Origin of the sequence: Spiroplasma sp. SV19, from assembly GCF_030060925.1 — a bacterium.
GTDB lineage: Bacteria > Bacillota_I > Bacilli_A > Mycoplasmatales > Mycoplasmataceae > Spiroplasma.
In genome coordinates this window covers 732304-747144 of the sequence record NZ_CP045455.1, presented here as the reverse complement: position 1 = coordinate 747144, position 14841 = coordinate 732304, and the positions used below count along the sequence as shown (strand labels likewise).

The following is a 14841-nucleotide window of genomic DNA, read 5'->3' as shown; positions in this document are numbered from 1 at the left end:
ATATTTACTTATTATTTGTTAGTTGTAATATTATTAATGATTAAGTGAAGGAATGTGAAAAAATGTTGGAAAAAGAGGCTACATATTTAATAAAGCAAGAAAACCAATTATCAGATGATGAACGTATGCTCCTTTTATGTTTATATCGTCCTCTTATTGGTGATAAAGCACATATGTTATATATTGCTTTTACCGCGCAAGATTTTATTTTAGAATTAAATATTAAATATCAATTAGACCATCTTTTATTACTATTACAAATGACATACGAAGAGTTTTTAACAGCAAAAAATAAATTAGAAATAATTGGTCTTTTAAAAGTGTTGAAACGTGAAAAAGGGAAGCACCATATTTTAAAACCGCAATTACCAGTGTCGGGTATTGCTTTTTTTGAAAATAAGGTTTTAAGCGATTACTTATTAAATGCTGTGGGGGAAAAATCTTTTACAATTATTAGAGCCAAGTTTATTGAAGAGTGTTATTCTCTTCCTGTTAATGAAACATCTCCACAATTAAAGATTACTAATGTTAATTTAGATTTTGTTTACATTGACAAGTACTTAGCAACTAAAAATGCCAATCATAAATTGTATTTACCGTATCGTGAAAAAATTATTCAATTAGCAAATTATTATCATGTTTTAACAAATAATCTTGCTATTTTTATTTATAAGAGTATTGAATTAATTGAACAAAAACGGATTTTTAATTATGAAAAATTTCAACAATTATTATCTGACTTTCATCAAAAAACAATTCTGCAAAAACAAATTACAGGAGATCAATTAAATTTAATTGTTAATGAGGAAAATGTGGCAAAGCCAACAAGCATGTTGGAAGCAAAGATTAATGAAATGACTTCAATTGATCCAATTGAATATTTAACTTTACTACGAGAAAACACAAAACCAACCCCCATGGAAGTTGATTTAATTCGTGATTTAATTATTAATTATTCGTTAAAACCAGGTGTTGTAAATTGTTTAATTGAATATGTTTGGTTTAAAAATTCTCATCGAATTGAAAGAAAGTATTGTGAAAAAATTGCCAATACTTTTAATCAATTACAAATTGATACAGTCGATAAAGCGATGAGACATTTGCGAAGCGCCTATGCGAAAACACAAAAAAATAAAATTGCAAAAGAAACAATTAAAAGCAATACTTATAAATTAAAAGAAACAACAGTGAAAAATAATATGGCAATGTTAGAATATAATAAGCTTTATGAACAAAAGCGGCAAGAACAAAAGGAAGAAAAAGTTGATCTTAACCAATTATTAGATGATTTAAAAAACTTGTAATATAATTTTAAAAGGAGGCGCAGGAATGGTAAAACTAAATTTGTTAGAACAAATTAAGAATAATGAAGAGTTAATGCTTAATTTGCAAACAATTACTTTTGATGTCAATGATTATGAAAAGTTTAGTTTGCTCTTTGAAGAATATTTGAATAGTTATCATCGTTGTGAATCAGCGCCAGATTTATCATTATGTCAGCAACAATTTAAAGGCTATAAATATTATTTTAAAAAGGAAGATAATAAGTTATTCTTAACGCGAATTGAGTGTAACCATATGGTAGCGTTGAATGAAATAAATAAAGTTAAAAATAATTATCTTTATTATGATTTTAGTGATGAGTTATTAAAGCTGCGCTTAAGTGATATTAAGAAAGATGAAAATTTTAATAATATGCATCATATTATTGGCGAAATGGTTAAGTTTGTCAAGGGGCAACGCCAAAAAGGATTGTACATTTATGGTGAGCCGGGGGTTGGGAAAACTTATTTATTAATTAGATTAGCTAATGTATTAGCAAACAATAATCGAAAAGTTGCTTTTATTTCAGTAATTAATTTAATTAACCGCGTAAAAGAATCATTTAATACTTTTAGTAACGAATCTTCTTTGGTTTATGATTTATTGCGCGCTGATGTTTTATTTTTAGATGACATTGGGGGAGAAACAGTTTCACCATGAGTTCGTGATGATTTATTATTTCGAATTCTTAATGATCGGATTAGTCGGCAGTTACCAACTTTTTTTTCTTCTAATTTTACAACAACTGCATTAACAACAATTTATGCAAATGTTAAAAATGAAATTAGTGATAAAGAGATTAATAAAGTGAAAGCGTTGCGAATTGTTGATCGGATTCGCGGATTGGCAACTGAATTGGAATTAATTGGAAATAGTAGGAGAAGTGATGATGACTATGTCGAAGTACGAACTACATAAATATTTTTTTAAAGGATATGATCAAGACAATAATGTGCAAGATATTTTATATTTAGATGTGCAAAAGTATCAGTATCAACCACAAGTTGGAATTAAAGTAATAACAAAAAACAAAAAGGAATATTTAATTAAAAATTATTGGTTTAATTATGATAAACCAGATCCTGATGATAAATTTAAATTTGAATGTTTTGAATGTGACTTACATCGAATTTTATTTTTAAATGAATGACAACAAGACAAAGAAGCTTTTATTGATAAACATTATTTACCATTAGAAAAATTTAATATTTTAAAAGAGCAAAAGCAAAAAGTTCTTGCAGAATATTTACTTGTTCATGGGGCAACAGCAAAAGATGATTCGGCCTATCGTAGTTTAGAAGCTTCTTTTAGTTTGTTAAAACATAAGCCACGAACAGAAGTAGAGCAAGAACTAACGGAAATGGCAGAATATTACGCCATGGATATGAAAGAATTTGACAAACTAAAACAAGCAAATTCTATGTTAGCTTTTGAGGCCATTGCGTTAGATTTATATGGTGATCCGTTGTTATTTGAAGAAGTAACTGATGAACAAAGTGACTTTTTGCTTCACAACGAAGATTTCTAAGTATTTTGACCTCGCTTTATTTGGATATTTTCTAAATTTCTTGCAAATTAAGGGGTAAGGTTGTAAAATATGAGTAAGTATGCAATGTTTTATTGCAGACTAAGTTATTAAAGTAAGTAGAGGAGAACAAGTAGATGACAAAAATTGCAATTAACGGATTCGGACGTATCGGCCGTTTAGCATTTAGAAAATTATTTGAGGAAAAAGGTGTTGAAATTGTCGCAATTAATGATTTAACAGATGCAAAAACATTAGCAACATTATTAGAACTTGATTCAGCCCAAGGGGGATGAATGCGAGGAAAAATTTCTTCAGAAGAAAATGCTATTATTGTTGATGGAAAGAAAGTAGTTGTTTGTGCAGAAAAAGATCCAACCGCTTTACCATGAGGAAAATTAGGGGTAGATGTTGTTGTTGAGTCAACGGGGCGCTTTGCTGATAAAGCAGGAGCTTCACAACATATTACGGCAGGAGCAAAAAAAGTTTTAATTTCAGCGCCAGCAAAAGGAACAGATGTTAAAACAATTGTTTATAATGTTAACCATAAAGATATCACTAAAGATGATACTGTTATTTCAGGGGCAAGTTGTACAACAAACTGTTTAGCACCAATGGCTAAGGTTTTAGATGAAAAATTTGGAATTGAAAAAGGATATATGACAACTGTTCATGCTGTTACAAATGACCAACGTTTATTAGATTTAGCTCATGATGATTTAAGAAGAGCACGTGCTGCCTTTTCTAATATTGTTCCAACTAAAACTGGAGCAGCCGCAGCCGTAGCGTTAGTATTACCACAATTAAAAGGTAAATTTGATGGAATGGCATTACGTGTCCCAACAATTACAGGATCAATCGTTGACTTGGCAGTTGAATTGAAAAAAATTACAACAGTTGATGAAATTAATGGTGCAATGAAATCAGCTGCATCAGAAACTTTTGGTTATAATACACAACCAATTGTTTCATCAGATATTATTGGGGAATCACATGGTTCAATCTTTGATGCAACATTAACTAAAATTATTGAAGTTGATGGAAAACAATTAGTTAAAGTATATGCATGATATGATAATGAAATGTCATATGTATCACAAATGGTACGAACATTATTATACTTTGCAACAGTTTAATTAAAAGTAAGAGACACTAAAGTTTTTTAGTGTTTTTTATTTTGTTAAAAAAAGATATTTCTGGCATTTGTCCAGATATTATAGGTAGATAAAAATATATTAAAAAGAGTAAATTATATTGTTCTTCTAGTAGTAAGTAATTCTTTAATTTTTTCTTCTTTTAAATTATTTATAATATCTAAAATATTATGTCAATGCTCTAGTAATGTTTCTTTTGGCTGAAATATTGTCATTTTAATAGGATCAATATATATGGAAAAGCTCTAAAGGGTTATTATCTTTTATTTTTCAAATACAACATCTTAAACTTATAAAATTATTCTCTTCATTCTCTTCTTTACTTTTTATTATTTCTCAACCTAATTGATATTTTTTCCCATCTAAATCAATTATTTTAGTTTGATATAGAGATAAATATTTTTTCTATATCAGACTGTAAAAAAATATAATTGTTTTATATGCATTTTAATTATTTTTTGTTCAAATTTATTAGGAGTATCATTTCCAACAATTAATTGATAAATATATTTAATACTTTTGTCAATAGATTCATTCACTTCATCGCCATTAAATAATAATTTATATTGAAAATTCTCGTATTCTTTATGTGACATATTTGATGGAGAAGCATATTTCATTTTATTCATTTTTAATATTTTTCTTTCAAGTTTATTTTTTCAAGGTTTAATTCATCGTAAATATACAATATTAACTATACCTAAGACACTTGTTATACTTGTTATTAACAATATTCATTCTTTTAAATCCATACTATTTTCCTTTCTAAAAAGAATAACTTTTTGAGTATTCTAATTTAATTTTAATATTAAATTATTTTTGTTAGATATATTAAGTAAAAAGATAATATTATTTCTTATTATCTTTTTTTCTTCAATATTTATTGCTTTTTCTAAAAGACTATTAAATCTTTCTTTTGGTATAAGTTCATCTCAATATTTACCAAAATATAAATCAATTAGAAAAACATACCATTTATTAAATTTAGCTAAAAGTGCCTACTATGATTGAGTAAATAAAGGAAAACCAAATAGTGTTCAAAAAATAGATTATTCGTTTTATCAAATGATTAGGAATGTATATTATCAAATAGGTAGACAAACATATGATGCAAAACGAATTACATTATATTTAAATTCAATAGGAATGAAGTGCTCAGTTAAAAAAGTAAGAAGATATTTAAAAATTGCTGATTTAAAACCTATTAATGAACCAATTAAAAGAAAACAAAATGGTCCAAAAGAATATTTAAAAGGAAAATATGAGCGTTTATTTAAGTATCCTTTCAGAACAAGATATCCAAATCAAGTATGAGTTGTTGATATTACTGAAAAACATTATGATAATAATATTTATTATTTGTGCACATTTAAGGATATTTTCACAAAAAAGGCTGTAGGTTGAGCTGTTAATCAAATGAGAGGCTTTCAACTAGTTGAAGCTGCATTTTTCAATGCGATTAATCATAATTTAACTGAAAATATCTTAAAAGAATTAATTATACATAGTGATAATGGAACAGAATTTAAGGGTTATCAATATAATAGGATGTTAAAATATGCAGGATGTCAAATTAGTATGTCGTGAATAGGAAGGTCTAAAGATAATCCTCATATTGAATCATTATGAAATATTTATAAAAAAGAAGTATTAGACAAATCAGAATATACGTTTGATGAATTTAAATATCAAACAAATTTATATTTTAATTGATATAATCTTGAACGATTAAGAATATAAAGTTATTATCTAATAAAGTGTCCGAAACAAGGTTCCACATCAGTCCTAAATTTTTGATGCCTCATAACCTACAATATTTGGGCAAATGCTAAAATTATGATAAAATTAAAAAAGAAAAGACGTGGAAATGATAATTATTTGCACTTTATAAGTTTTTTAGAGAGGAGACAAAAAAATGAATAAATTTGTATTTATTTTAGGAATGTCACGAATAACACCAACTAGAACAGCAAGATTATTTGCATATGACAAAGAAAAAAGTGCAGTAGGAGCTCCAGTTGATGTTTCGGGGGCAAAAGTTAGTGGACTTGAAGATCCAATAACTTTTGGTTTCTTTAATGATCCTACTAAGATGACAAAAAAAGAACTAGATCAACTTAATAAAGACGCTTATATCAATAAGTGTGTTACAGACGCAATTGAAGCAGTGCCAGGAGTAACACCATCTATTAGCGAAGGACGTGATTATTGGATCACAAATGATGCAGAACCAGGTGATTACAGTTATGCAAGACCAGTTAATTTTACAGTACATACAAAAGGTGATAAAATCTCAGGAACATTTGGTTTTGTTGCTAAAGTTAGAGCTTTGCGTTACGGAGCTTAAAAACAAAAGGATGTAAAACAGTTGTTTTTGAAGTTAATTCAGAAACTGCTTTTGTTGGGGTAAATAAACAATTTTAATATTTATCCTTTTATTTAGGTAAAGTTAGTGTAAAAAAATTGAAAAAAACTAATAATTAGTTTATTTAAATATAATGGCATTTGTCCAGATATTGTAGGTAGATATATTACATAAAAAAAGATAATATTATCTCTTATTATCTTTTTTATTTTTTTCATTAATTTTAAAAATACTATTATATTCTGTATGACCACTATTTAAATTGGATATAAGATATACATATTCTGTATTTTTATTTTCAATTTGAATATCTATTTTAACTTTAAAATTATTACTATAGAACTCATTTGGTGGATTATTTTTTCATATTCATTTTTAATCAAAATATTACCATTAAATTTTAAACAAATTTGTTTAATATTGTTAATATTAATAATATCAAAATTAATATAAAAATAAATTATTCTTCTAACTGATGTTTGTATAGTAGGATATATAGAATTTCCACAATATTGACAATCATATCGTTTTTGTTTTTCAATAAAATAGTATTTAAAATTTTTATGATATTTTAAACATTTTTTTAAGTTATCAAATTTTCTATTAAAAATATATTGATAGTATGTTTTACTGTCTGGAAATAAAGTTAAGAATTCATTAATTAATGTATTATTTTTCATTATTCAAATTTCTCCCATCTTCCTAATCATAAAAAGCAATTTCTATTGCTTTTTTAATATATTTTTATTTACCTAAAATATCTGGACAAATGCCATATTTCTTATGTTATGATAATTATATATAAGAAACAATCTTATAATTAATAAAACTGAATAATGATACCCTTTGTGGATTTATACCAGTGGTGTTAAGTGACTTAAGGATTAAAGGAGATTATTAAAATGAAGAATCCTATTTTAGAAAAGCACTTTAATAATATTCGAGACCAATTAAAATTGGTTTTAAATATTGAAAAAATTCGTGATTCAACAAATCCGATTCAATTGTTATATGATAATGTAATTTGATATCGAAATAGTGGACGTGTTGTTACTGAAGAAGATTTTACATATCGATTGGAATTAGCATTAGCTGATACTTACAAAACATTATCATTACGAATTGATTCTTTATTGTCGAATGCTAAAACATTATCTTTCAGTTATTTTAAAGAAAAATTAGATGTCAAAGTTTACCATGATAAATTATACAAACAAGCAGTAAAAACATTAAAGGCAAATTATGGTAATCGCATTGATGATATTGATTTTATTTATATTGCGTATCAAATGACAGAATTATTAGCAGAAGGTTTGCGGAGTATTTCATCTCGTAAGTTAACTGAAGTAACAAGATAAACTACTGACAATCAAAAATAGTTATCATGATAACTATTTTTTATTTGGAATATAATTGCTTAAAAGTTAAGAATCAAAGCAAAGAACCTTATTTTCCAGCAGAAAATGCGATATAATTTATATTAGCAATTATAAAAATGAGAGGGATATTATGAGCCAAAACAAGAAACTATTTTATGTTACAACCCCAATTTATTATCCAAGTGCCCAGTTACATATTGGTCATGCTTATACAACAACTTTAGCGGATATTTTGAACCGTTATAAGAAGTTAGATGGTTATGAAACCTTTTTTTTAACAGGTAGTGATGAACACGGTGAAAAGATTGAAAAAAAAGCTAAAGAAGCGGGAGTGACACCGTATCAATTTACAACAATGATTGTTAATAATTTTAAGCTATTATGAGATAAGTTAGGAATTGAGTATTCAAAATTTATTCGTACAACAGATAAGGCTCATGAGGATGGAGTACAAAAGATTTTTAGTAAATTATATAATAAAGGTGATATTTATTTAGGGACATATGAGGGATTATATTGTGTTAGTTGTGAAGAATTTTTAACAGAATCACAATTAGATAAAATAACCCAGCAATGTTTAGTTTGTGGAAACAAACCAAAGAAAGTTAAAGAAGAGACTTATTTTTTTAAGGTTTCAAAATATAGTCAGTTTTTAATTAATTATTACAATGATCATCCTGGTTTTATTGAACCAGAAGCTAGAAAAAATGAAATGTTAAATAATTTTATTTTACCAGGCTTAACTGATTTGTCAGTAACAAGAACAACTTTTTCATGGGGGATTAAAACATTAGAAAATAATAAACATATTATTTATGTTTGAATTGATGCATTATCTAATTATTTAACGGCATTGGGTTATTTATCAGAAGATGAAACATTATTTAATAAATTTTGAAATAACGCGGATGTTGAAATTCTGCAATTGTTAGGAAAAGAAATTGCGCGGTTCCACACAATTTATTGACCAAGTATGTTAGAAAGTTTGGGCTTACGTCAACCAAACAAACTTTTATCACATGGTTGAATTTTGTTCAAAGATACAAAAATGAGCAAATCAATTGGTAATGTTGTTGATCCCGTATATTTAATTGCTCAATATGGTCGTGATGTTTTAAGATTTTATTTAGGATATGAAATTCCAACTGATAATGATGGAAAGTTTTCTTATGAAATGTTTTTAGAATCATATAATACCCATTTGGTAAATAATATTGGAAACTTAGTATCACGGGTAAGCAATATGATTAGTAAATATTTTAATGGGCAACTTTTATCACAAGATCCATTAAAAAATGATTTAATTGATAGTTGCCTTTTGGCAATTAAAAATTATCAAGTGGCAATGAATGATTATCAAATTTCAAAAGCATTAAGTATTGTTTTAGAATTATGTAATAAAGCAAATAAATATATTGAAGAAACTAAACCATGAGAATTAGAAAAAAATCAAGCGACAGAACAATTACATACAACATTAGCAACATTAGCTTATGTTATTATTGTTAGTGCCTTTTTGTTACAACCAATATTAATTGATCATGCCCAGAAAATTGCAGATTACTTTAATATTGATTTACAAAATTTAACATTTTCAACAATTTTAAATCAAGAAATGATATATAATAAAAAGATAGAGAAAAAAGCCAATTTATTTGAGCGTTTAAATGTTGAACAAGAATTGGAACGAATTAAAACAGAATTAGAGCAATAAAATAATTTAAAGGAGGGATCTTAATGAAAGAATACGATGTAATCGTTATTGGGGCTGGACATGCTGGTGTTGAAGCAAGTTTAGTTGCTGCTAGAATGCACAAAAAAACATTGTTAATTACTTTACATAAAGATAAAATTGCTTTAATGCCATGTAATCCCTCAATTGGTGGTCCAGCAAAAGGAATTGTTGTCCGTGAGATTGATGCTATTGGTGGTGAAATGGCAAAGGCTGCTGATGCAACTGCTTTACAAATGAAACTATTAAATTCTTCGCGGGGACCAGCAGTATGAGCGTTACGAGCACAATCAGATAAAATTAAATATTCAAAGTATATGCAAACAGTTATTGAAAACCAAGTTAATTTAGAATTATATGAAGGAGCAGTCCAAAGTTTATTAGTTGATGATAATGGTGCTTGTTATGGTGTTGTTCTAAAAGATCAAACACAATTTTTTGCGAAAAAAGTTATTTTGACAACAGGAACATATATGCAATCACTAGTTCTACAAGGTAAAGAGAAAAAAGTACAAGGGCCTGATGGCGATATTACAACAGCGGGATTATCAACCCAATTGAAACATTTAGGATTTGAATTATTTCGGTTAAAAACGGGAACTCCAGCGCGGGTACTTAATACTTCAATTGATTATACCAAAGCCCAGTCAGAACCAGGAACTGATATGAAATTAGCATTTTCTTATGCTACAAAAGATTTTACCCCATTACAAGAGCAAGAATTATGTTGATTAATTCATTCAACGCCAACAACGCATGCTATTGTGCAAGAGCATTTATCTTTATCAGCAATGTATTCGGGGAATGTCAAAGGGACGGGACCACGTTATTGTCCTAGTTTTGAAGATAAGATTGTTCGTTTTGCCGATAAGCCTCGTCATCAAATTTTTTTAGAACCAGAATCAAAAAGTTTAAATACCATTTATGTGCAAGGATTTTCAACATCAATGCCAATTGATGTTCAAGATAAAATGCTGCGCTCATTGCCTGGTTTTGAAAAGGTTGAGGTTCTAAAATGAGCATATGCTATTGAATATGATGCAATTGTCCCAACGCAATTGATGCATACTTTAGAAACAAAGAGAGTTAAAAATTTATATACTGCTGGGCAAATTAACGGCACAAGTGGTTATGAGGAAGCTGCTTGTCAAGGCTTAATGGCTGGAATTAATGCAGTATTAAGTATTAATAACGAAGAACCATTTATTTTGCGTCGTGATCAAGCATATATTGGTGTTTTAATTGATGATTTAATTACAAAGGGAACCGAAGAACCTTATCGGTTATTAACTTCTCGCGCAGAATATCGATTATTGTTACGCAATGATAACGCGGAAGAACGCTTAAAAAATTATGCGCACCAGTTTGGGTTAATTGATAATCAAAGTTGAAGTGAGTATCAAGCAAATGTAAAAAGTTATAATGAAGTAATCCAGTTATTAAAAGATACTTATTTTACTGCAAAGTCACCAATTATTCAAAAGTTATCTTCATTGGGGATTGTTAATATTACTGAACGAATTTCGGGATATAATTTATTAAAACGACCAAATATTGAGTTAAAATATTTAGAAGAAGAGTTATTACCTTTAAAAAACTTAAAATCATTTTTAAAACAAAATTTGTTAATTAATATTCGTTTTGAAGGATATATTAAAAAGGAACAAGAAATTGCTTTAAAAACAATTAAATTAGAAAATAAATTAATTCCTGTCAATTTAAACTATGATTTAGTTGATAATTTAGCACTCGAGGCACGAGAGAAATTTAAAAAGATTCGTCCTATTTCAATTGGACAAGCAAATCGGATTTCGGGAATTAATCCCGCTGATATTCAAATGCTTTTATTTCATTTAAAAAAAATGGAATTTGAATCAAATAGATAAGAGGGTGAAGTATGAAATTATATAATACTTTGACTCGTGATTTTACAAATTATGGTCAAACAAAAAAAGTTAATATTTATGCATGTGGGCCAACAGTTTACAATTATATTCATATTGGGAATGCTCGTGCGATTATTAGTGTTGATTTATTAGTTAGTTTTTTACAATTTCAAGGCATTGAAGTTAACTATGTGCAAAATTATACGGATATTGATGATAAAATCATTAATAAAGCTGCTGCGGAAAATAAAACAGAGCAAGAAATTGCCGAATTTTATATTCAAGCCTTTGAAGAAGATGTTACTAATTTAAATGTTAAAAAACCAACAAGACGAGTGCGGGTTACTGACCATATTAATGATATTGTTAGTTTTATTCAAGCCTTAATTCAAATTGGTGCAGCATATGAAATTAACGGTAATGTTTATTTTAATATTGCAAAATATCAAGGAGTTTATGGCTGTTTAGCGAATAAGAAATTAGCAGAATTAGCAGTTAATGCTCGGATTGAACATGATGCAAATAAACATAGTCAATATGATTTTGCTTTGTGAAAAAATACTTCGGTAGGACTTTCATTTCCATTTGATAATATTAATGGTCAAAAGTATATGGGTCGCCCAGGATGACATACTGAATGTGCTGTTTTAATTGACAAATTTTTTAATCATCAAACAATTGATATTCATGCCGGTGGAATTGATTTGGTTTTTCCTCACCATGAGAATGAGCGAATTCAATTTTTTGCTAAAAATCATGGCAAAGAAATTAGCAAAATTTGAATGCATAATGGACATTTAAATGTTGCTAATGAAAAAATGAGTAAGTCATTAGATAATAGTATTTTAGTGCGTGATTTTATTAAATCATATGGTGCTAATACATTACGATACTTATTATATGCAACTAATTATACTCAACCCTTAAATGTAACTGATACTATTATTGGTGTTGTTCAAAATGAAACCGAGAAAATTTTAAAAGTTTTAAAAGCAATTAATTTATTTTTAGCAGAATATGATTTAAGTTATAATTTAGCAAATCATGGTGAATATGTCAAAAAAGTTCTTGCTGAGTTAACCAATAATTTAAATAGTCCTAATGTTTTAACAATTATTAGTCAAATGATAAAAATGATTAATACGCAATTACGTAATAAAATGTTAGATCTACAATTAGCTAGTGATTTTTATAATATTATTTTTAATATTATGAATTTCAATTTTCAATTACCAGTTATTAGTAGTGAAATTCGTCAATATTTATTAGAATGAATTAAGTCGAAGGATAGTAAAGATTTCGTGAAAGCTGATGAACTTCGCAAAGTTTTATTAGAAAAAGACATTCTTTAAAGCGATGAAAACAAAAGAAATTAATATTGTTGGGGCTGGTTTAGCTGGTTCAGAAATTGCGTATCAATTAGCAAAACGGGGATTAAAAGTTAACCTATATGAAGGAAAGGGCAAACAAAAGAATTTGGTTCAAAAACTAGATACTTTTGCGGAATTAGTTTGTTCTAATTCTTTTCGTAGTATGTCCAAAGAAAATGCGATTGGCATTTTAAAAGAGGAATTAAAAATATTGGATTCCTTAATTTTAAAAACAGCATATGAAGTACAAGTACCGGGAGATGATGCTCTGAGTGTTGATCGCGCGTTGTTTTCTGAAAAAGTTACAAGAGCATTATTGAACCACCCAAATATTACAGTTATTTATGATGAATTTGTTACAATTAATCCACAACAAATTACTATTATTGCAGCGGGACCATTAATTAGTTCAAATTTTGAAACAGAATTAAAAAAGTTGATTGGAAACAAAGCGTTGTACTATTATGATGGTTCGGCTCCAATTATTACAAAAGCAGGAATTGATTTTACTAAAGCATATTATGGTGCGCGACATTCTGATCAAAAAGATTATATTATTTGTCCTTTAACAGAACAAGAATTTGAACAATTAGTGACGGAACTGGTTAATGCAAAACGAGTTATTATTCCGGCATTTGAAAAATATTTTAAAGGTTGTCAACCAATTGAGGTTATGGCGCAGACATCTCGTAAAATTTTGTTAAATGGTCCAATGAGTAGTAACAATCTCTTAAATCAAACTGGCGAAAAACCATTTGCAGTAGTGCAATTACGGCAAGATAATGTCATTGATAGTCTATATAATTTGGTTGGTTGACAAACAAATTTAACATGGCCAGAACAAAAACGAATTATTAAACAATTTATTCCCGGTTTAACTGATGTTGACATTGTCCGTTATGGTGTTTTACATAAAAATAATTATCTTAACGCCCCAAAGGTTTTAAACCAATATTTACAATTTAAATAAAATAGTAACATCTTTTTTGCTGGTCAAATTATTGGAGTTGAAGGCTATTTAGAATCTGCAGCCTCCGGATTATTATGTGCGCTGAATGTTTATCAATATATGATGGATTTACCCTTAATTAAATTACCATCAGAAACTGTGTTAGGATCATTAATTAATTATGTAACTAATCCGCAACAAAAAGACTTAAAACCAATGAAAGCAAACATAGGGATTATACCAACATTAGCGCCAAAATTTCCAAATAAGTCAGCAAAAAATTTGGCAATTTATCAGCGGGCAATGCAAGCTTTAAAAGAAACTATTAAAAACTATCAAATTGAACTATAATATTGGTAAAGTAATTTATTAATATTGGTTATGGATAATAATATCGGAAAAGGAAAATAATATGCAAGAATATATATACATTTACGGAATTAATCCAGTTGTTGAATCTTTATTAAACCCAACGATGAAGATTAATAAATTATATTTATTAGAAAAAAGTAAAAATAATGATTATTATTTAAAGTTAGCACAAGATCGCCAGCTTAAGGTTGCTTTTTGTTCTGTTGATAAAATGACAGCATTAGTAAAAACAAATAAGCATCAAAACTTAGTGTTAGAGATTTTAAAACCACAAAATTATTTACTTGAAACAATAACAACACAAGCCTTGCAAAAGAGCCATCCATTTTTATTAGTCCTTGACCAAATTTCTGATCCTCATAATTTTGGGGCCATTCTCCGAACTTGTGATATGTTTAATGTTGATGGTGTTATTATTTTAGACAAACGACAAGTTGATATTAATGCTACTGTGGCAAAAACTTCGGCGGGAGCTTTTAATTATGTTCCTGTTTGTCGGGTTAATAATTTGACAAATGCTGTGGAATATTTAAAAAAGCAAGGTTTTTGAATTTATGCGACAAGTTTAACCGCAAAAGCACAAAAGGTTAATGAATTGCGATATGATACACCAGTTTGTTTAATCGTTGGGAACGAAGGAGCTGGGATTAGCCCTAAGTTACTAAAACATTCTGATTTTAATCTTTATATTCCAACAACGGGCCATTTGGATTCTTTAAATGTATCAGTTGCTAGTGCGATTTTAATTTATCACATTAAAATGCTTCAACAATAAAACAGACATTA

The 14841-nt window shown here is 27.9% G+C and carries 13 protein-coding genes and 1 pseudogene; 12 read left to right on the top strand and 2 right to left on the bottom strand.

Annotated features, from left to right (window positions below):
• The first annotated feature begins 62 nt into the window (after positions 1–62).
• The 4 genes from E7Y35_RS03635 (at position 63) to gap (ending at position 3984) form a co-directional block, all read left to right on the top strand.
• On the top strand, positions 63–1304 hold the full coding sequence (locus E7Y35_RS03635; protein WP_283271628.1) for a DnaD domain protein: 1242 nt from the start codon (positions 63–65) through the stop codon (positions 1302–1304).
• A gap of 25 nt (positions 1305–1329) precedes the next feature.
• Complete coding sequence (locus tag E7Y35_RS03630) at positions 1330–2241, top strand: ATP-binding protein (RefSeq protein ID WP_283271627.1); 912 nt, start codon at positions 1330–1332, stop codon at positions 2239–2241.
• Positions 2219–2851 (top strand): hypothetical protein, encoded by a 633-nt coding sequence (locus E7Y35_RS03625; protein WP_283271626.1) that lies wholly within the window; start codon positions 2219–2221, stop codon positions 2849–2851. Before E7Y35_RS03630 ends, E7Y35_RS03625 begins: the two co-directional genes overlap by 23 nt.
• A 134-nt stretch (positions 2852–2985) precedes the next feature.
• Entirely contained in the window at positions 2986–3984 is a 999-nt protein-coding gene (gap, locus tag E7Y35_RS03620; protein WP_283271625.1) for a type I glyceraldehyde-3-phosphate dehydrogenase, read from the top strand.
• 389 nt (positions 3985–4373) lie between these two features.
• On the opposite strand, the gene E7Y35_RS03615 is transcribed toward gap, so the two are convergent.
• Entirely contained in the window at positions 4374–4754 is a 381-nt protein-coding gene (locus E7Y35_RS03615; protein WP_283271624.1) for a hypothetical protein, read from the bottom strand.
• Between the two features lie 313 nt (positions 4755–5067).
• Between E7Y35_RS03615 and E7Y35_RS03610 the strand changes: the two genes are divergently transcribed.
• Positions 5068–5742: a DDE-type integrase/transposase/recombinase gene (locus E7Y35_RS03610; protein WP_283271623.1), complete on the top strand. Its 675-nt coding sequence runs from the start codon at positions 5068–5070 to the stop codon at positions 5740–5742.
• Between the two features lie 175 nt (positions 5743–5917).
• Entirely contained in the window at positions 5918–6349 is a 432-nt protein-coding gene (locus E7Y35_RS03605; RefSeq protein WP_283271622.1) for a hypothetical protein, read from the top strand.
• A gap of 329 nt (positions 6350–6678) precedes the next feature.
• Here E7Y35_RS03605 and E7Y35_RS03600 read toward each other — a convergent pair whose 3' ends face one another.
• A complete protein-coding gene (locus tag E7Y35_RS03600) occupies positions 6679–7047 on the bottom strand; it encodes a hypothetical protein (protein WP_283271621.1) in 369 nt (122 codons plus the stop codon).
• 222 nt (positions 7048–7269) lie between these two features.
• Between E7Y35_RS03600 and E7Y35_RS03595 the strand changes: the two genes are divergently transcribed.
• The 6 genes and pseudogenes from E7Y35_RS03595 to rlmB all read left to right on the top strand — a co-directional run bounded on the left by E7Y35_RS03595 (position 7270) and on the right by rlmB (position 14830).
• The gene (locus E7Y35_RS03595; RefSeq protein WP_283271620.1) at positions 7270–7725 is read left to right on the top strand and encodes a hypothetical protein; all 456 of its coding nucleotides are present in this window, start codon (positions 7270–7272) and stop codon (positions 7723–7725) included.
• A gap of 121 nt (positions 7726–7846) precedes the next feature.
• Positions 7847–9460 carry a methionine--tRNA ligase gene (metG, locus tag E7Y35_RS03590; RefSeq protein WP_502957518.1) on the top strand — a complete coding sequence of 538 codons (1614 nt, stop codon included), beginning with the start codon at positions 7847–7849 and terminating at the stop codon, positions 9458–9460.
• A 20-nt stretch (positions 9461–9480) separates the two neighbouring features.
• The gene (gene mnmG, locus E7Y35_RS03585; RefSeq protein WP_349306607.1) at positions 9481–11364 is read left to right on the top strand and encodes a tRNA uridine-5-carboxymethylaminomethyl(34) synthesis enzyme MnmG; all 1884 of its coding nucleotides are present in this window, start codon (positions 9481–9483) and stop codon (positions 11362–11364) included.
• 11 nt (positions 11365–11375) lie between these two features.
• Positions 11376–12716 (top strand): cysteine--tRNA ligase, encoded by a 1341-nt coding sequence (cysS, locus tag E7Y35_RS03580; RefSeq protein ID WP_283271617.1) that lies wholly within the window; start codon positions 11376–11378, stop codon positions 12714–12716.
• A gap of 4 nt (positions 12717–12720) precedes the next feature.
• Positions 12721–14034, top strand: a pseudogene (gene trmFO, locus E7Y35_RS03575) (methylenetetrahydrofolate--tRNA-(uracil(54)-C(5))-methyltransferase (FADH(2)-oxidizing) TrmFO).
• 61 nt (positions 14035–14095) lie between these two features.
• Entirely contained in the window at positions 14096–14830 is a 735-nt protein-coding gene (rlmB, locus tag E7Y35_RS03565; protein ID WP_283271616.1) for a 23S rRNA (guanosine(2251)-2'-O)-methyltransferase RlmB, read from the top strand.
• The last annotated feature ends 11 nt before the right edge of the window (positions 14831–14841 follow it).